Genomic DNA, 17,045 nt, shown 5'->3' with positions numbered 1-17,045 from the left:
GCGCGAATCACCCGTCGACTGCACCGTCAAGCCCGACGTTAGTTGTGCCGCTGCGCGGAATGCAACAAAAAAGAGCCTCCCGGAGGAGGCTCTCAATGGGGGAGGATATTTTCTTTGTCAGCGCATCGTCGGGATCGAGAACTCCGCGCCATCCTTGATGCCCGAGGGCCACCGCTCGGTGATGGTCTTGGTCCGGGTCCAGAATTTGATCGAGTCCGGGCCGTGCTGGTTGAGATCGCCGAAGGACGAGGATTTCCAGCCGCCGAAGGAGTGGTAGGCAAGCGGAACCGGGATCGGCACGTTGACGCCGACCATGCCGATATTGATGCGGGAGGCGAAGTCGCGCGCCGCGTCGCCGTCGCGGGTGTAGATCGCGACGCCGTTGCCGTATTCATGCTTCATCGGGAGCGACAGGGCTTCCTCGTAGTTCTTGGCGCGCACGACCGAGAGAACCGGGCCGAAGATCTCCGTCTTGTAGATGTCCATGTCCGGCGTGACGTGGTCGAACAGGCAGCCGCCGATGAAATGGCCGTCCTCATAGCCCTGCAGCTTGAAATCGCGGCCGTCGACGACGAGCTTCGCACCCTGTTCGATACCGCTGTCGATGAGGCTGCGGATGCGCTGTTCGGCCTCCTTGGTGACGACCGGGCCCATATCGGCCTTTTCGTCCGTATAGGGGCCGATGCGCAGGCTCTCGACCATCGGCGTCAGCTTGTCGATCAGGCGGTTGGCGGTTTCCTCGCCGACCGGAACCGCGACCGAGATCGCCATGCAGCGCTCGCCGGCAGAGCCGTAACCGGCGCCGATCAGCGCGTTGGCGGCCTGGTCGAGATCGGCATCGGGCATGATGATCATGTGGTTCTTGGCGCCGCCGAAGCACTGGGCGCGCTTGCCGTTCATCGCCGCGGTTCCGTAGACGTAACGGGCGATCGGGGTCGAGCCGACGAAGGAGACGGCGGCGATGTCGGGATGAGTCAGGATCGCGTCGACCGCGCCCTTGTCGCCGTTGACGACGTTCAGGACACCGGCCGGCAGGCCGGCCTCGATCATCAGTTCGGCAAGGCGAATCGGCACGGACGGATCGCGCTCGGAGGGCTTCAGGATGAAGGCGTTGCCGCAGGCGATCGCCGGCGCGAACATCCACATCGGGATCATTGCCGGGAAGTTGAAGGGCGTGATGCCGGCGCCGACGCCGACCGGCTGGCGGATCGAGTACATGTCGATGCCAGGGCCGGCACCTTCGGTGAACTCGCTCTTCTGCAGGTGCGGAATGCCGATGACGAATTCGCAGACTTCAAGACCGCGGACGACATCGCCCTTGGCATCGTCAATGGTCTTGCCGTGCTCGCGGGAGAGCATCTCGGCCAGTTCGTTCATGTTCTCGTTCAGGAGCTGAACGAACTTGATGAAGACGCGGGCGCGGCGCTGCGGGTTGGTGGCGGCCCACTTGACCTGCGCGGCCTTGGCGCTCTCGACGGCGGCTGCAAGCTCCGCGTCGCTCGCCAGCGCCACGGTGCCCTGAACTTCGCCCGTTGCCGGGTTGAAGATGTTGCTGACGCGGCCGCTCTTGCCGGCGACGCGCTTGCCGTCGATGAAATGTCCTACTTCATACATCGGTGTTCCTCCTGTCTTGATCCTGGTTGGTCTTGATCTTGGGCGCATGATCGCACTACGATTTCAACAAATCAATTTCCGAAATTCAGTAACCGTTGTGCGAAAATTGAAGTTCACTGGAGCAGCTACATGGACTGGGACGACGTCAGGGTGTTTCTCGCGGTGGCGCGAACGGGCCAGATCCTTGCCGCGTCTAAGAGGCTCGGCATCAATCACGCGACGCTCAGCCGGCGCGTCACTGCGCTCGAAGAAACGCTGAAGACGCGGCTGCTCGTCCGCCGTCCGAACGGCTGCGAACTGACCGCCGAGGGCGAGATCTTCCTTTCCGCCGCCGAGCGCATGGAAACCGAAATGCTCGCGGCGCAGTCGCAGATCGGCCGGATCGACACGGCAATCGCCGGCACGGTGCGCATCGGCGCCCCCGACGGCTTCGGCGTCTCCTTCCTGGCGCCGCGGCTCGGACGGCTGACGGCGCGCCATCCGGAACTCAAGCTGCAGCTCGTGCCGGTGGCGCGCTCCTTCTCGCTGTCGCAGCGCGAGGCCGACATTGCCATCACCATCGAACGGCCCGAACAGGGGCGGCTCGTTTCCTCCAGGCTCACCGACTATACACTCGGCCTCTATGCATCGGCAGACTATCTTGCCCGCTACGGCACTCCGTCAACGGTCGACGACCTCAAGAACCACCGACGGATCGGCTATGTGGAGGACCTGATCTTCACGCCGTCGCTGAATTTCTCCGCAGAGATCATGCGAAGCTGGGACGCTTCCTTCGAAATTTCCAGCGCCACCGGCCAGACCGAGGCGGTTCGCTCCAGCGCCGGCATCGGCATCCTGCACAACTATATCGCCCGGCAATATCCGGAACTCACGCGCGTCCTGCCCGAGACGACGATCAGGCGCGCCTACTGGACGACCTATCACGAGAGCGCACGCGAATTGGTGCGCGTGCGCACCGTCGTCTCATTCCTGCAGGAACTGGTGACGGCTGAGCATCAGATTTTTGTGTGAGGAAATGGTGGCGGTCTCCACCTTATCTTGCCAGCGGCAACGGGCGAATTCACTGCCGCCGGCAATCGTCTGGCTCAGTAGACGACCACGCTTCTGATGCTCTCGCCCGAATGCATCAGCTCGAAGCCCCTGTTGATCTCGTCGAGCGGCATGGTGTGGGTGATCATCGGGTCGATCTCGATCTTGCCCTCCATGTACCAGTCGACGATCTTCGGCACGTCGGTGCGGCCGCGGGCGCCGCCGAAGGCGGTGCCCATCCATTGGCGGCCGGTGACCAGCTGGAACGGCCGGGTGGAAATCTCCTGGCCGGCGCCGGCGACGCCGATCACCACCGACTTGCCCCAGCCGCGATGCGAGGCTTCGAGCGCCTGGCGCATCACCTTCACATTGCCGGTGCAGTCGAAGGTGTAGTCGGCGCCGCCGATCTGGTCGGCGCCGCGCTTCGTCATGTTGACCAGATGGGCGACGATGTCGCCGTCGATCTCCGTCGGGTTGACGAAGTGGGTCATGCCGAACTTCTCGCCCCAGGCCTTCTTGTCGTTGTTCAGATCGACTCCGATGATCATGTCGGCGCCGGCAAGCCGCAGCCCCTGGATGACGTTCAAACCGATGCCGCCGAGACCGAAGACGATCGCGGTCGAGCCCATCTCCACTCGTGCCGTGTTGATCACCGCGCCGATGCCGGTGGTGACGCCGCAGCCGATATAGCAGATCTTGTCGAACGGAGCGTCCGGATTGACCTTGGCGAGCGCGATCTCCGGCAGCACGGTGAAGTTGGCGAAGGTCGAGCAGCCCATATAGTGGTGGATCCTGTCCTTGCCGATCGAGAAGCGCGAGGTGCCGTCCGGCATGACGCCTTGCCCCTGGGTGGCGCGGATGGCGGTGCAGAGATTGGTCTTGCGGCTGAGGCAGGACGGGCAGGCGCGGCATTCCGGCGTATAGAGCGGAATGACATGGTCGCCCTTCTTCACGCTCGTGACGCCGGGGCCGACATCGACGACGATGCCGGCACCCTCATGGCCGAGGATCGCCGGGAACAGCCCTTCCGGGTCGGCACCCGAGAGGGTGAAATCGTCGGTGTGGCAGATGCCGGTGGCCTTGACCTCGATCAGCACCTCGCCGGCCTTCGGGCCCTCGAGCTGAACCGTCATGATTTCCAGCGGCTTGCCGGCCTGAACGGCTACAGCGGCGCGTACGTCCATTTTTGGACCCTTCTCATTGTGGTGAGCTGCTTGTTCGGGAAAACGGACGCGCGCCTTCGGCAGCATCCGTTTGATGTTCTGGTTCAGGTCGCCTCAGAGCGCCTTCTCGAGCTCCGGCAGGACGTCGAAGAGATCGGCGACGAGGCCGTAGTCGGCGACCTGGAAGATCGGCGCCTCCTCGTCCTTGTTGATGGCGACGATCACCTTCGAATCCTTCATGCCGGCGAGGTGCTGGATGGCGCCGGAAATGCCGCAGGCGATGTAGAGGTCGGGGGCGACCACCTTGCCGGTCTGGCCGACCTGCCAGTCGTTCGGCGCATAGCCGGCATCGACGGCGGCGCGCGACGCGCCGACGGCGGCGCCGAGCTTATCGGCGACCGGCAGGATGACCTCCTTGAACTTCTCCGAGGAACCGAGCGCCCGGCCGCCGGAGATGATGATCTTCGCCGAGGTCAGCTCCGGCCGGTCGGAGGAGGACAGCGCGTCGGAGACGTGACTGGAAAGCCCCGGATCGGCGGCGGCCGAGACGCTCTCGATGACCGCTGAACCGCCTTCACCGGCGGCGGCGAACGAGGCGGTCCTGACGGTGATCACCCGCTTGGCTTCGCTCGTCTGCACCGTCTGGATGGCATTGCCGGCATAGATCGGCCGCCGATAAGTGTCGGCAGAGACCACTTCGATGATCTCCGAGACCTGGGCGACGTCGAGGAGGGCGGCAACCCGCGGCATGACGTTCTTGCCGACCGAGGTGGCGGCGGCAATCAGCGTGTCGTAGGAACCGGCGAGCGAGACGATCAGCGCCGCCAGCGGCTCGGCCAGGTTGTTGGCGAGCGAGGCGTCGTCGGCGACCAGCACCTTGGCGACGCCGGAAAGCTTGGCCGCCTGCTCGGCGACCCCTTTAACGCCTGAGCCGGCAATGAGCACATGCACATCGCCGCCGATCTTCGTCGCGGCCGTCAGCGCCTTCGCCGTCTGGTCGGAAAGGTGGGTGGTGTCGTGGTCAGCCAGAAGCAGAATGGCCATGATGGAAATCTCCCTTTCCTTAAACTTAAAGCACGCCGGCTTCGGACTTGAGCTTGTCGACGAGCTCGGCGACCGACTTCACCTTGATGCCGGCCTTGCGGCCGGACGGCTCTTCGGTCTTCAAGACCTTCAGCCGCGGTGCGGTGTCGACGCCGAAATCGCCAGGCATGTGTCTGTCGAGCGGCTTCTTCTTCGCCTTCATGTTCGGCAGCGAGGCATAGCGCGGCTCGTTCAGGCGCAGATCGGTGGTTACCACCGCCGGCAGCTTCAATTCGACCGTCTGCAGGCCGCCGTCGACCTCGCGGGTGACGTTGACCTTGCCGTCGCCGAGCTCGACCTTGGAGGCGAAGGTGCCCTGCGGCCAGCCGAGCAGCGCCGAGAGCATCTGGCCGGTCTGGTTGCTGTCGTCGTCGATCGCCTGCTTGCCGACGATGATCAGCCCCGGCTGCTCGGCTTCGGCGACACCCTTGACGATCTTGGCGACGGCGAGCGGCTCGACCTGGTCCTCGGTCTCGACGAGGATCGCCCGGTCGGCGCCCATGGCGAGCGCGGTGCGCAGCGTCTCCTCGGCCTTGGCCGGGCCGATCGAGACGACGACGACTTCGCAAGCCTTGCCGGCCTCCTTGAGCCGCAGCCCCTCTTCGACCGAGATCTCGTCGAACGGGTTCATCGACATCTTGACGTTCGCAAGCTCGACGCCCGAACCGTCCGCCTTCACCCGGATCTTGACGTTGAAGTCGACGACCCGCTTAACTGTGACCAAGATCTTCATGCTGGTTTTCCTAGTTCCTTGAGATGTTCTAGCTGAGGACTCGCTAAGCCGGCCCGTTCGCCAGCAGCACCCAGAAGGCAAAGAGCGGTGTGCCGACCGAGCGCATGGCGTGCCTGGTTCCCGGCTGGTTGTAGAAGGAGCCGCCGACGCCAGGCGAGAACCAGGCGCCCTGCCCCTGTCGGAATTCTCCCTCCGACAGGACGAGATAGACCTCTTCCGGCGGGTGATCGTGGTCGGGATAGCGGACGTCGGGCGCCATGAGAGTGACGCCGAACCATAGGTCCCGCCGCTCCTCGAGACCGCCGGGGCCGATGATCATCGCATTGGCGTGGCCCTCGAAGAAATTCTCGCTCTCCGAACCGTTATAATTTGTCCGGCGCCGCCATTCGAGCAGCGGTTCGATCGTCTTGAACCGATCGACCAAGCGGCGGAGCGCGTCGTGTTGTGTCTCGACGGCAAGCGCCGTGTCCAGATGGACGCAGACCGGCAGCCGGCTTCCGGGGCCGGGTCTTTGCACGCCCGGCACTTCAAGCGCGGAGAATATCTGCGCGATCGACCCGCGCGATTCCGTCGCCTGCGCGAACTGGTCGAATGCCGCGGAGGCGGCGTCGACGAAAGACTGAAGGGCTTCGCTTCGAGCTGTCATTGCGTATCCCTCGTGCGGCCGGCAGGCCGCTGGCGACCCAGCCCCGGCGTCAGATGTCCTTGAGAAGGCGAAGCGCGTCATAGATCGCCGCGTGGGTGTTGCGTGCGGCGACCGCATCGCCGATTCGGAAGAGTTGGAACTTGCCGTCGGCGTTGCGCCAGACGGTTTGCGGCCTACCGGCGATCAGCTGGTCGTGGGACATCTCGCCGAGATTGCTCGAGGCGGGCTTCAGCTCGAAATAGAGCTCGTCGAGCGGAATGGTGCCGTGGTTGATGACGACCTGATCGAAGGTCCGTTGTTTATTGACGCCGCCATAGTCGCTGCCGACATGGGCGACGAGTTCATTGCCGCTCTTCTCGACCGCTTCCAGCCGGTAGGTGACGGTCAAGGTCACGTCGAGCTTCTGCAGAGAGCGCATGTAGGGGACGAGGTTCATCGCCATGACTTCCGGCGCAAAGGAGCGATCGGGAGTCATGATCTCGACCTTGCCCCCTGCCTTGGCAATGAACTCGGCGGCCTGCAGGCCGGCATGGTCGCCGGCGTCGTCGAATATCAGAGCGTTGGTGCCGGGCTTGACGTCGCCCGAGATGATGTCCCAGGCGGAAACGACCAGCTCGTTGCCCTTCGACAGAATGTCCGTGTGGGGCATGCCGCCGGTCGCAATGATGACGACGTCCGGGTTTTCCGCCTGAACCGTATCCGCTTCCGCCCAGGTGTTGAAGTGGAAGGTCACGCCGTGCTTCTCGCACTGGCTCATGCGCCAGTCGATGATGCTTATCATTTCCCGTCGGCGTTCGCTCTGCGCCGTCAGCCGGATCTGGCCGCCCGGATCGTTGGCCGCCTCGAAGACGACGACCTCATGGCCGCGCTCGCCTGCCACGCGGGCCGCCTCCAGACCGGCCGGCCCAGCGCCGACGATCACAACCTTCTTGCGACGGTCCGCCTTGGCGATCGTGTGCGGCATCGTCAGCTCGCGTCCGGTCGCGGCGTTGTGGATGCAATAGGCGGCGCCGCCCTGATAGATGCGGTCGAGACAGTAGTTCGCCCCGACGCAGGGGCGAATGTCTTCCTCGCGTTTCTCGATGATCTTCCGGACGATATGCGGATCGGTCATGTGAGCGCGGGTCATCCCGACCAGGTCGACCTTGCCGGAGGCGATCGCATGGCGCGCGGTCGCGACGTCCGGGATTTTGGCGGCATGGAAGGTCGGGAAGTTTGTCGCCGCGCGAATCTCGCCGGCGAAATCAAGATGCGGCGAATTGGCCATGCCCTGGATCGGGATCACGTCGGTGAGGCCGGCGTCGGTATCGATATGGCCGCGGATGACGTTCAGGTAATCGATAAGCCCGCTTTCCTTGAGGCGCTTCGATATTTCCAGGCCATCCTCCCTTCCCGTTCCGCCGGGAAGACATTCGTCTGCCGTGTAGCGCACGCCAAGGATGAAATCCTCTCCGACGCGCGTTCGGATCGCCCTCAGGACGTCGAAACAGAAGCGCATGCGGTTGTCGAGCGAGCCGCCGTAAGGGCCGTCGAGTTCGTTCGTCAACGGCGAGGCGAACTGGTCGATGAGGTGCCCGTAGGCTTCGAGCTCGACCCCGTCCATGCCGCCCGCCTTCATCCGCTCGGCCGCATCGGCGAAATCCTTGATGATCCTTTCGATGTCCCAGTCTTCGATCTTCTTCGGAAAGGCACGGTGCGACGCCTCGCGGTGATGGGACGGCGCCACGACGGGCAGCCACTCACCCTTGTCCCAACGCGTGCGTCGGCCGAGATGGGTGAGCTGGATCATGATCGCCGCACCCTCCTCGTGCACGGCGTCGGTCATCTCCTTGATCCAAGGGACAATCTCGTCCTTGTAGGCGAGCAGATTGTTGAACACCGGCGGGCTGTCTTTCGAGACGGCCGCTGATCCGGCGGTCATCGTCATGGCCACGCCCCCCTTTGCCCGTTCCACGGTGTAGGCGCGATAGCGCTCCTTCGGCATGCCGTCCTCCGGATAGGCCGGCTCGTGCGCGGTCACGATGATGCGGTTGCGCAGCGTCAGGTGCTTGAGCTGATAGGGCTGAAGGAGGGGATCGTTCGACATCTGCCGGGCTCCGGTCTAGAAAATTCACCCCGAACGCTACGCGAGAATGTACATAGGTGTCAATATAGAAAACAATAAAGTCATTAACCTTGACATGCATGTACATTTTTCTTGTACATCCTCTCACAATTTGCTAGGAGATAACCATGGAGCAGGTCTCAAACGACAGCGGCTGGCGCGGATCGCAGGAGGGTTGGCTGGAAGCGGCCTACGAATCCCTGCTGGAAGCAGGCGTGGATTCGGTAAAGATCCTGCCGCTGGCAAAGAGGCTCAATCTCTCGAGAACAAGCTTCTACTGGTTCTTCAAGGACCGGGAAGAACTGCTCGCTGCACTCATCGGTCGGTGGCGGGACAGGAACACCGGCAATATCGTCAAACAGTCGGAGGCTTATGCGGAATCTCTCGCCGAAGCGATGCTCAACGTCTTCGATTGCTGGCTGAACAAGGAGCTGTTCGACTCCAAGTTCGAGTTTGCCGTACGCAGCTGGGCACTCCAGTCGGACGACATCCTGGCCGAGGTCCAGAAGGCCGACCAGGTCCGGCTGGAAGCCCTCAAACGGATGTTCATGCGTTTCGGTCATTCGGAGATCACCGCCGACGTCCGCGCCCGCACGACCTACCTGGTTCAGATCGGTTACATCTCGATGCAGACCCAGGAAGATGTCGCACTCCGTATGAAGCGCATCCCCGAATATATCGCGATCTACACGGGTCAGGTGCCGGAACAACGGGAGCTCGACCGCTTCTATTCCCGGCACGGCTACAAGCCCGACTAAGAGGTTAATGGAGACATGAGTGGCTCACTAAGAATTGGCATCATCGGAGGCGGCGGTTGGCTCGGCGGCGCCATTGCCACTTCGATCCTCGATGCTGGTCTGGTGCAGCCGCGCGATCTTTCCCTCTCCTATCGGCGCGAGCAACCGCACCGCTTTGCCGGTTCCTTCTGGACCACCGACAATCAGCGGCTGGCCGATCGCTCGGACGTTATCATTGTTTCGGTCCGACCCGCTGACTGGCCGCCGCTCAAGGTCGATGCCTATGGCAAGCTCGTGATCTCCGTCATGGCCGGTATTCGTTTGAGCCAATTGGCCGAACACCACAATACGGACCGGGTCGTCCGCAGCTTGCCCAACGCGGCGGCTGAGGTCGGCAAGTCCTATACCCCGTGGATCGGCTCCGGAGGCGTGAACGATCGAGATCGCGCCATCGTGTGCGCAATCTTCGATGCTTGCGGCACGCAGGACGAGGTCGCGAGCGAAAACGGCATCGACTACCTGACCGGCCTTTCCGGGTCCGGGCCAGCCTTCCCGGCTCTTCTGACCGACGCCATGATGCGCGATGCCGTGGCACGCGGCATCAAACCGGATGTTGCGCGACGGGCCGTTACCGCCGTTCTGGTCGGATCCGGGCGACTCTTCGAGAAGAGCGGCGAATGTCCCGCCGATACGGTGGAAGCCTTTGTCGGCTACCGCGGGACGACTGCTGCTGCAATCGAGGCGATGCGCGCCGCCGGCTTCGACGCTGCCGTCCGAAACGGGCTCGATGCCGCTTTTCAGAAATCGGTGACTATGGGAGAGCACTCCTGAGCCGATCGGATCTGGCGACCGCGGCAGGCCAGCTCCGTTAACGAACGCCGCCAAACAAAGGGAACGACAGTGAAAAAGCTCCTTGCATCAACCTGCCTCGCGCTTGGCGTCCTGGGAGGCGCGTCCGTCGCGAGCGCCGCGGAATGCGGATCTCTGACCATCGCGAGCATGAACTGGCAGAGCGCGGAAGTGCTCTCCAATCTCGACAGGTTCATCCTGAACGAGGGTTATGGATGCGACGCTGAAATCACCATCGGCGACACCGTCCCGACGATCACTTCGATGGCGGAAAAGGGCGAGCCCGATATCGCGCCGGAGGCGTGGATCGACCTGTTGCCCGATGTCGTGAAGAAGGGAACGGAAGAGGGCCGGATCGTGCAGGTCGGTTCGCCGCTGCCCGACGGCGGCGTACAGGGCTGGTGGATTCCGAAGTATCTGGCGGATGCCCATCCGGACATCAAAACAATTCCCGACATGTTGAAGCACCCGGAACTCTTCCCCGATCCGGAAGACCCGAGCAAGGGCGCGCTCTTCAATGGCCCTCAGGGCTGGGGCGGCACGGTCGTCACCTCGCAGCTCTATAGGGCGTTCGAGGCCGAGAAGGCCGGCTTCAAGCTCGTCGACACCGGCTCCGCCGCCGGTTTGGACGGCTCCATCGCGAAGGCATACGAGTCCAAGCAAGCCTGGGTTGGTTACTATTGGGCGCCGACAGCGCTGCTTGGCAAATATCCGATGGTCAAGCTGGAGCCGGGCGTTGCGGAAGACGCAGCCGAGTGGAAGCGGTGCATCACCGTGGCCGATTGCCCTGACCCGAAGCCGAGCGCCTGGCCGGTCGACACCATCGTCACGCTGGTGGCCAAGCCCTTCTCCGAGAAGGCCGGCCCCGAGATCATGGAATACCTGAACAAACGCTCCTGGAGCAACGACACCGTCAGCAAGCTGATGGCCTGGATGACGGACAATCAGGCGAGCGGCGAAGAAGGTGCCAAGCACTTCCTCGAAGAAAACGAGGACGTCTGGACGAAGTGGGTGACGCCCGAAGCCGCCGAGAAGATCAAGGCGGCGCTCTAAGCCACTGACGCGTGGGCGCGCCTTGGCGCGCCCCATTCCACAGCCGAAAAAATAAAAAAGCATGCGCGGCTTCTTTGAACCGGGGAACCGAATGGACTGGTTTTTTAAATTTCCGAGCGTGAACGACGACTCGCTCCGAGAGCTGAAAAAGCTCATCGACGAGGGATTCCGGGCGTTCACGCGCGCCTATGGTGATGGGATCGAGGTCTTCTTCTCGCCCTTGCAGCATTTCCTGATCGCCGCCGAGCGCTTCATGACCAAGACGCCCTGGCCGATCATCATGCTGATCATCCTTGTGATTGCCTGGGGTGCGAGCCGGAGCTGGAAGGTGGTGCTCGGCTGTCTCGTTACGCTGCTCGCCATCGGCTATTTCGACATGTGGGACGACACGATGCGGACGGTCTCGATGATCTTCGTCTGCACCGTTCTGTCGATCGCCGTCGGCATCCCGATGGGCATTCTGATGTCCCGTTCCGACCGCATGCAGCGGGTCGTGAACCCGGTGCTCGACGTGATGCAGACGATGCCGAGTTTCGTTTATCTGATCCCGGTCGTCATGCTGCTCGGCATCGGCAAGGTTCCCGGCCTGATCGCGGTGGTCATCTACGCCATCCCGCCGATGATCCGGCTCACCGATCTCGGCATCCGGCTGGTCGACAGGGACGTGCTCGAGGCCGCCGACGCCTTCGGCTCGTCGAGCTGGCAGAAGCTGAAGAACGTGCAGCTGCCGTTGGCGCTTCCGACGATCATGGCCGGCATCAACCAGACGATCATGATGGCGCTCGCCATGGTCGTCATCGCCTCGATGATCGGCGTACAGGGCCTCGGCCAGCCGGTGCTGAAGGCGATCGCCAACCAGTACTTCACCCTCGGCATTTTCAACGGCCTCGCCATCGTCGGCATCGCCATCATCTTCGACCGCGTCAGCCAGGCCTATGGCAAGCGGCTGCAGAAGCACAGGGAGGTTGTCCATGGCTGATCATCGCTTCGACGGCATCAAGATCCGCAACCTCTACAAGATCTTCGGCCCGAACGCCGCAAGGCATGTCGAGGCCGTGCGCAACGGTCTCTCGAAAACCGAGTTGAATGCGAAATTCGGCCATGTGCTCGGCCTCAAGGACATCAACATCGAGATGCCCTCCGGCTGCATCCAGGTCATCATGGGGCTGTCCGGTTCGGGGAAATCCACCCTGATCCGCCACATCAACCGTCTGATCGATCCGACGGCCGGCGAAGTGCTGGTGAACGGCGTCGATGTGGTCAAGATGAACGAGATGGAACTGCGCGAGTTTCGCCGGCACCAGACGGCGATGGTGTTTCAGAAGTTCGCGCTTCTTCCGCATCGCAATGTTCTCGACAACACCCTCTACGGGCTCGAGGTCCAGGGTGTCGAACGCGCTAAGGCGGTCGAGATCGCCATGCGCTGGATCGAGCGGGTCGGGCTGAAGGGCTTCGAGAGCAAGTACCCAAACCAGCTCTCCGGCGGCATGCAGCAGCGCGTCGGCCTCGCCCGGGCGCTTTCCAACGACGCGCCGGTGCTGTTGATGGACGAGGCCTATTCGGCGCTCGATCCGCTGATCCGCATGGACATGCAGACGGTGCTTCTCGACCTGCAGAAGGAGATCAGGAAGACCATCGTGTTCATCACCCACGACCTCGACGAGGCGCTGAGGCTGGGCGACCAGATCGCCATCTTGCGCGACGGCGAAATGATCCAGCAGGGCACCAGCCAGGACATCGTCCTCAGGCCGGCCGACGACTACGTGGCGAGCTTCGTCAAGGAGGTGAACCGCGGCCGCGTCATCCATGTGGATGCCGTCATGGCTCCGGTTGCGCCGGGCCGTCCGGTCAACGGTGCGACTCTCTTGGCAGGAAGTTCGATCGAAGACGCGATCAAGGTCCTCGCCCATGGTGACGCCAAGGATCTGACCATTGTGAACGCCGCTGGCATGCCTCTGGGGAGCGTTGACCTCAAGACATTGGCTTCGGCCGCCGTCACGAGCAACTGACCGGCTCCGGGAAACCATCATCACGGCGCACGACCCTCCACGCATCGGATCTGAACATCCGATGCGGAAGAAGGCGCACGCGCGGCGCTCGATGACGAATTCCCCGGCTGACCGGTTGATGCCGGGGCCGTTTGACCGGGAATTCCAACGCGCCGGATCGGCGACTGCGCGGCACGGCGGCCGGCCCCATATGCCTTCTACGAAGGACGAAAACAGAACTGGAGATTGAGAATGTCAGATGAGGTTTCACTCGGCTTGGCGGAAGCAGAGGAACTGGCGAAACGCGCTTGCCTGGCGGCAGGCGCCACGGAAGCCACCGCCCGCTCGCTCGTCGACGCAACCTTGTCGGCCGCACTCTACGGCCCTCCCATGCTTGGATTTCCCCACCTGGTGGATTATCTGAACAGCTTCCGCGAGGGGCGTATCAACTGCGATCCGGCACCGACCCTGCAACGCCCGTTTCCGGCGTGTTTCGTTTCCGATGCCGACCGGGGTATCGCACAGCTCGGCTTCGATCGCGCCTTCGAGGTTTTGGTTGGGACGGTGCGCCAATTCGGGGTGGCTGTCTTCACCCAGACGAACAGCTACACCGCCGGTGAACTGGGCTACTTCGTGCGAAGGCTCGCGGCGGAGGGAATTGTCGGGATCGCGGCGACGAATGCCAATGCAATGGTGGTCGCAAAGCCGGGCGGACCCGCCGTCTACAGCACGAATCCCATGGCATTCGGCTTTCCGCTCGGAGAAGGTTCGTTGCCGTTGATTATCGATCAGGCGTCGAGCGCGACCGCCTATGTCAACATCGTGGCGGCCGCTGCCGAAGGCCGCTCCATCCCCGAGGGCTGGGCCGTCGACGAAAATGGTGCGGACACCCAGGATGCCACGAAAGCACTCGCCGGTGCGCTCCTTCCCTTCGGCGGGCGCAAGGGAGCGAATGTGGCATTGATGGTGGAAATGCTATCGGCGGGGCTCTCCGGCGGGCCGTGGTCGCTGGACACGGCCGATTTCATGTCGGGCACGACGTCTCCAGCGGCGGGCTTGACGGTGGTCGCAATGATGCCGGGGCCCGCCGGCGCTGATCGTGTCGGACGAGTGCGCCAACAAGCAGCCCGGCTCCAGGGCCACGGCGTGTTCGTGCCCGGGGTCAGCGGCATCGAATATCCGCGGCCGCCGTCAGAGGGCCTTCGAATGCCGCGAAGTGTGTATGAAAACATCGTTAAAATCGCGGGCGCATGATCCCCCGGTTTAGCGGTCGGGCTGAAGAGACCTTCGAAAAGGCCCTCGCCTACTGCGACGCCTTCGCTAAGGAGACCGACGTCGCTCGATGGTCGGAACTAAATTGGCGGTTCCACAGCTGTCTCTACGAGGACGCTCAGCGGCCGTTCCTCGTCAACACGATCCGCTCCGTGAACGATCGGCTGGAACGATACCTGAGAGTTCAACTGACGCTGTCGAAAGGCCAGCAGACAGCTGACCGGGAACATCGGCAAATTCTCAATGCCTGCAGGGACATGGACGAGGAAAAAGCAGCGGACCTGCTGTATGCCCATATTATGAACGCCTGCAAATCCCTCCTGAAGCATCTTCCTGCAAAGAAGACCGCTGACAGGTAGCCGCCCCTTTCTTGTTGTTCTCTTTCGGCGCCGGCGGACGCCTTGGCTACGCTTCCACGGTCACGTGGCCCAGGGGTTTGGAGCAACAGGCGAGGATATAGCCCTCCTCGATATCCTCCTCCGTGATGCCGCCATTGTGCACCATGTGGACCCGGCCTTCCGTCTTGCGCACCTTGCAGGTGCCGCAGATTCCCATCGAACAGCCCGAGGGGATCACCAGTCCCGCCGCCTTTGCGGCCACCAGGATCGTGTCCGTCTCGTTGCACCGGGCGCTGATGCCGGAGAGGGAGAAGGCGATCTCGGCCTGGTTCTGCTGATCGGGGACCACATCCTCGGGAACATCTTCGGCGTGCTCGGGCTCTGCCGTGAAGCTCTCCTGATGGTAGCGGCTCATCTCGTAGCCGAGACCGGCAAGCGCCTCGCGCACGGCCCGCATGAAAGGTTCGGGGCCGCAGCAGAACACCTCGCGGTCGAGATAGTCCTGGGCCATCAGGCCCAGCATGATCTGGTTGAACATTCCCCGATAGCCGGTCCAGGGCCGGAAGGGATCGGGTTCCTCGACCACCCATTTCAGGTCGATGCCGACGATGCGCGAGGCCATGAGTTCCATCCTGTCGCGCAGGATGATCTCGGAGGGACGGCGCGCGAAGTTGATGAAGACGATATCCGGCTCCCGCCCAGAATCGTAAAGCCAGGTGGTCATTGCCACCATCGGCGTGATGCCGGAACCGGCGGAGATGAAGAGGTATTTCTCGGCCGGGTGATGCACGATCGAGAATTTTCCCGCCGGGCCGATGGCCCTGATGCGCATGCCCTTGTGCAGCTTGTCGAGCATCCAACGCGTGCCGATGGACCGATCCTGCGCCTTGACGGTGATCGTCAGCGCCGTCGGCCGCGATGGTGAGGAAGAGATCGTATAGGTGCGGTAGAGCGGCCCGCCGGGAGCGGGCAGTTCCAGCGTGACGAACTGCCCCGGATCATGGTTGAACAGCGCCCCGGAGGGACTTTGAAAGCTGAAGGTCACCACGTTTGGCGCTTCCGGCGTCCGGGTGACGCATTCGAGCGGTTCGGCATCGCCCCAGAAGCTGAGTGTCTTGAACTGGCTCATCCGCTCACTCCGCCGCCACCCGAAACGGCGCAACGGCGCGCTCGAGCCAGGCCGCATACCAGTCGACGAACTGCGTCACCCCGCTTTCCTGGCCCGGCGAATAGGGACCGGGAACATAGGCCGGAGAGAAGATCCCCTGCTGGTTGGTCTCGACGATCTCGCGATCTTCGTCATTGGTGGCGATCCAGACTTCCGTCAGGCGCTTGAGGTCGTAGTCGACACCTTCGACGGCATCCTTGTGCACGAGCCAGGTGGTCGTGACCTCGGTTTCCGTCGGGCTGATCGGCACGACCCTGAAGGTCAGCGAATGATCCGGCAGGAAGTGATTCCATGTCGACGGATAATGGAACATCAGGAGCGTGCCGGCGTCGGGCGGGGCAACCCGGCCAAGGTTTCTGGCGACGGCGGCCTTGCCGTCCATCGTATAGCTCAATGCCTTTTCCTGGAGCGGCATGCGTGCCAAACGGTATTGACCGTCACCAGCAAGGACGAATTGCGCCGGCGCGCCGGCGGCCGCGCAACGGTCGAAATGCACCTGCAGCCTCGGTGACACCCCGCCATCGGCCTGGACGCCGGCAACTTCCGGGTCGAGCGGGAAAGAGCGGCAGAGCGCCGGATGGTTCCTGCTGCAGTGATAGCACTCGCGGTTGTTCTCCCAAACCAGCTTCCAGTTGCCCTTCTCGACGATGGTCGAGGTGAAGGCGACCTTGGCATCCTTGAGTTCGTGGACCTCCAGATACGGGCGCGCCAGTTGTGCGAAAGGTTCGAAGTCCGGTGGCGTGTCGGACAGGCAGATATAGATCAGGCCTTCGAGATTGCGCAGGTTGACCGGCTTCAGCCCGAATTGCGACGCGTCGAACCCAGGTCCCATGTCGTTTGCCCAGATCAGTTTGCCGTCAAGCTCGTAGGTCCACTGATGATAGGGACAGACGAGCTTCGCCACCTGGCCTTCGCGCGCCTTGCAGACCAGCGACCCGCGATGACGACAGGAATTGTGGAAGGCGCGGATCTCGCCGTCACGGCCACGCACGATGATCACTTCATAGGCGCCGACGCGCAATGTGACGTAGCTGCCCGCCTTGGCGAGTTGGCAGGCCGGAACGGCATACAGCCACTCCTTGTAGAAGATGTGCTTGAGGTCGAGTTCATAGATCTCGCGCGAGGTATAGAAGGGCTGCTCCAGGCTGAAGCCCGCGACGCGGCGGGCAAGCAGTTCATGGACGGATGGCGAATTGACTGTCATGGGCTGATTCCAGGTGCGTAGCTTCAAACTGAGCTGAATTATTCTTGCCCATGAACCCGTTTGA

Annotated in this window: 15 protein-coding genes and 1 pseudogene; 8 read left to right on the top strand and 8 right to left on the bottom strand. The window is 62.8% G+C overall.

The annotated features are described in order from the left end of the window. Positions 1 to 117: 117 nt before the first annotated feature. On the bottom strand, positions 118 to 1,614 hold the full coding sequence (locus SS05631_RS01890; protein WP_037413113.1) for a CoA-acylating methylmalonate-semialdehyde dehydrogenase: 1,497 nt from the start codon (positions 1,612 to 1,614) through the stop codon (positions 118 to 120). Between the two features lie 129 nt (positions 1,615 to 1,743). Here SS05631_RS01890 and SS05631_RS01885 point away from each other — a divergent pair, with 129 nt between their 5' ends. Continuing rightward, positions 1,744 to 2,625, top strand: coding sequence for a LysR family transcriptional regulator (locus SS05631_RS01885; protein WP_037413111.1), 882 nt, complete (start codon positions 1,744 to 1,746; stop codon positions 2,623 to 2,625). Positions 2,626 to 2,699: 74 nt separating this feature from the next. Here SS05631_RS01885 and SS05631_RS01880 read toward each other — a convergent pair whose 3' ends face one another. From SS05631_RS01880 to SS05631_RS01860, 5 genes are all read right to left on the bottom strand, one after another. Continuing rightward, complete coding sequence (locus tag SS05631_RS01880; RefSeq protein ID WP_095677911.1) at positions 2,700 to 3,827, bottom strand: S-(hydroxymethyl)glutathione dehydrogenase/class III alcohol dehydrogenase; 1,128 nt, start codon at positions 3,825 to 3,827, stop codon at positions 2,700 to 2,702. A gap of 93 nt (positions 3,828 to 3,920) precedes the next feature. Continuing rightward, positions 3,921 to 4,850 (bottom strand): electron transfer flavoprotein subunit alpha/FixB family protein, encoded by a 930-nt coding sequence (locus tag SS05631_RS01875; protein WP_095677910.1) that lies wholly within the window; start codon positions 4,848 to 4,850, stop codon positions 3,921 to 3,923. A gap of 25 nt (positions 4,851 to 4,875) precedes the next feature. Continuing rightward, positions 4,876 to 5,622 carry an electron transfer flavoprotein subunit beta/FixA family protein gene (locus SS05631_RS01870; RefSeq protein WP_095677909.1) on the bottom strand — a complete coding sequence of 249 codons (747 nt, stop codon included), beginning with the start codon at positions 5,620 to 5,622 and terminating at the stop codon, positions 4,876 to 4,878. A gap of 43 nt (positions 5,623 to 5,665) precedes the next feature. After that, the gene (locus SS05631_RS01865) at positions 5,666 to 6,268 is read right to left on the bottom strand and encodes a dimethylsulfoniopropionate lyase (RefSeq protein ID WP_037424070.1); all 603 of its coding nucleotides are present in this window, start codon (positions 6,266 to 6,268) and stop codon (positions 5,666 to 5,668) included. Positions 6,269 to 6,317: 49 nt separating this feature from the next. Beyond that, complete coding sequence (locus tag SS05631_RS01860; protein WP_037424067.1) at positions 6,318 to 8,354, bottom strand: NADH:flavin oxidoreductase; 2,037 nt, start codon at positions 8,352 to 8,354, stop codon at positions 6,318 to 6,320. Between the two features lie 146 nt (positions 8,355 to 8,500). Between SS05631_RS01860 and SS05631_RS01855 the strand changes: the two genes are divergently transcribed. The 7 genes and pseudogenes from SS05631_RS01855 to SS05631_RS01820 form a co-directional block, all read left to right on the top strand. Continuing rightward, positions 8,501 to 9,130, top strand: coding sequence for a TetR/AcrR family transcriptional regulator (locus SS05631_RS01855; RefSeq protein ID WP_037424064.1), 630 nt, complete (start codon positions 8,501 to 8,503; stop codon positions 9,128 to 9,130). A gap of 15 nt (positions 9,131 to 9,145) precedes the next feature. Next, complete coding sequence (locus tag SS05631_RS01850; RefSeq protein WP_095677908.1) at positions 9,146 to 9,940, top strand: pyrroline-5-carboxylate reductase dimerization domain-containing protein; 795 nt, start codon at positions 9,146 to 9,148, stop codon at positions 9,938 to 9,940. A gap of 69 nt (positions 9,941 to 10,009) precedes the next feature. Further along, entirely contained in the window at positions 10,010 to 11,011 is a 1,002-nt protein-coding gene (locus SS05631_RS01845; protein ID WP_037424058.1) for an ABC transporter substrate-binding protein, read from the top strand. A gap of 91 nt (positions 11,012 to 11,102) precedes the next feature. Next, complete coding sequence (locus SS05631_RS01840; protein ID WP_037424114.1) at positions 11,103 to 11,990, top strand: proline/glycine betaine ABC transporter permease; 888 nt, start codon at positions 11,103 to 11,105, stop codon at positions 11,988 to 11,990. Continuing rightward, the gene (locus tag SS05631_RS01835) at positions 11,983 to 13,020 is read left to right on the top strand and encodes a glycine betaine/L-proline ABC transporter ATP-binding protein (RefSeq protein ID WP_172900161.1); all 1,038 of its coding nucleotides are present in this window, start codon (positions 11,983 to 11,985) and stop codon (positions 13,018 to 13,020) included. The genes SS05631_RS01840 and SS05631_RS01835 overlap by 8 nt, the downstream gene beginning before the upstream one ends. Before the next feature lie 231 nt (positions 13,021 to 13,251). Next, entirely contained in the window at positions 13,252 to 14,253 is a 1,002-nt protein-coding gene (locus SS05631_RS01825) for an Ldh family oxidoreductase (protein ID WP_037424053.1), read from the top strand. Between the two features lie 23 nt (positions 14,254 to 14,276). Continuing rightward, a pseudogene (locus SS05631_RS01820) lies at positions 14,277 to 14,630 on the top strand (FCD domain-containing protein); the annotation flags it as partial. Between the two features lie 46 nt (positions 14,631 to 14,676). Here SS05631_RS01820 and SS05631_RS01815 read toward each other — a convergent pair. Beyond that, complete coding sequence (locus SS05631_RS01815) at positions 14,677 to 15,738, bottom strand: hybrid-cluster NAD(P)-dependent oxidoreductase (protein WP_037424050.1); 1,062 nt, start codon at positions 15,736 to 15,738, stop codon at positions 14,677 to 14,679. A 4-nt stretch (positions 15,739 to 15,742) separates the two neighbouring features. Then, complete coding sequence (locus tag SS05631_RS01810) at positions 15,743 to 16,981, bottom strand: aromatic ring-hydroxylating dioxygenase subunit alpha (RefSeq protein ID WP_037424047.1); 1,239 nt, start codon at positions 16,979 to 16,981, stop codon at positions 15,743 to 15,745. Between the last annotated feature and the right edge of the window lie 64 nt (positions 16,982 to 17,045).

Origin of the sequence: Sinorhizobium sp. CCBAU 05631 (assembly GCF_002288505.1) — a bacterium.
Classification (GTDB): domain Bacteria; phylum Pseudomonadota; class Alphaproteobacteria; order Rhizobiales; family Rhizobiaceae; genus Sinorhizobium; species Sinorhizobium fredii_C.
This window is presented reverse-complemented; position numbering and strand designations above follow the sequence as displayed.

What these genes read in the sequence shown, in the direction of transcription:
- SS05631_RS01855 (WP_037424064.1), top strand. Translation starts at nt 8,501, where the DNA reads ATGGAGCAGGTCTCAAACGACAGCGGCTGGCGCGGATCGCAGGAGGGT.
- SS05631_RS01860 (WP_037424067.1), bottom strand. Translation starts at nt 8,354, where the DNA reads ATGTCGAACGATCCCCTCCTTCAGCCCTATCAGCTCAAGCACCTGACG.
- SS05631_RS01835 (WP_172900161.1), top strand. Translation starts at nt 11,983, where the DNA reads ATGGCTGATCATCGCTTCGACGGCATCAAGATCCGCAACCTCTACAAG.
- SS05631_RS01875 (WP_095677910.1), bottom strand. Translation starts at nt 4,850, where the DNA reads ATGGCCATTCTGCTTCTGGCTGACCACGACACCACCCACCTTTCCGAC.
- SS05631_RS01865 (WP_037424070.1), bottom strand. Translation starts at nt 6,268, where the DNA reads ATGACAGCTCGAAGCGAAGCCCTTCAGTCTTTCGTCGACGCCGCCTCC.
- SS05631_RS01885 (WP_037413111.1), top strand. Translation starts at nt 1,744, where the DNA reads ATGGACTGGGACGACGTCAGGGTGTTTCTCGCGGTGGCGCGAACGGGC.
- SS05631_RS01840 (WP_037424114.1), top strand. Translation starts at nt 11,103, where the DNA reads ATGGACTGGTTTTTTAAATTTCCGAGCGTGAACGACGACTCGCTCCGA.
- SS05631_RS01810 (WP_037424047.1), bottom strand. Translation starts at nt 16,981, where the DNA reads ATGACAGTCAATTCGCCATCCGTCCATGAACTGCTTGCCCGCCGCGTC.
- SS05631_RS01850 (WP_095677908.1), top strand. Translation starts at nt 9,146, where the DNA reads ATGAGTGGCTCACTAAGAATTGGCATCATCGGAGGCGGCGGTTGGCTC.
- SS05631_RS01870 (WP_095677909.1), bottom strand. Translation starts at nt 5,622, where the DNA reads ATGAAGATCTTGGTCACAGTTAAGCGGGTCGTCGACTTCAACGTCAAG.
- SS05631_RS01890 (WP_037413113.1), bottom strand. Translation starts at nt 1,614, where the DNA reads ATGTATGAAGTAGGACATTTCATCGACGGCAAGCGCGTCGCCGGCAAG.
- SS05631_RS01815 (WP_037424050.1), bottom strand. Translation starts at nt 15,738, where the DNA reads ATGAGCCAGTTCAAGACACTCAGCTTCTGGGGCGATGCCGAACCGCTC.
- SS05631_RS01825 (WP_037424053.1), top strand. Translation starts at nt 13,252, where the DNA reads ATGTCAGATGAGGTTTCACTCGGCTTGGCGGAAGCAGAGGAACTGGCG.
- SS05631_RS01880 (WP_095677911.1), bottom strand. Translation starts at nt 3,827, where the DNA reads ATGGACGTACGCGCCGCTGTAGCCGTTCAGGCCGGCAAGCCGCTGGAA.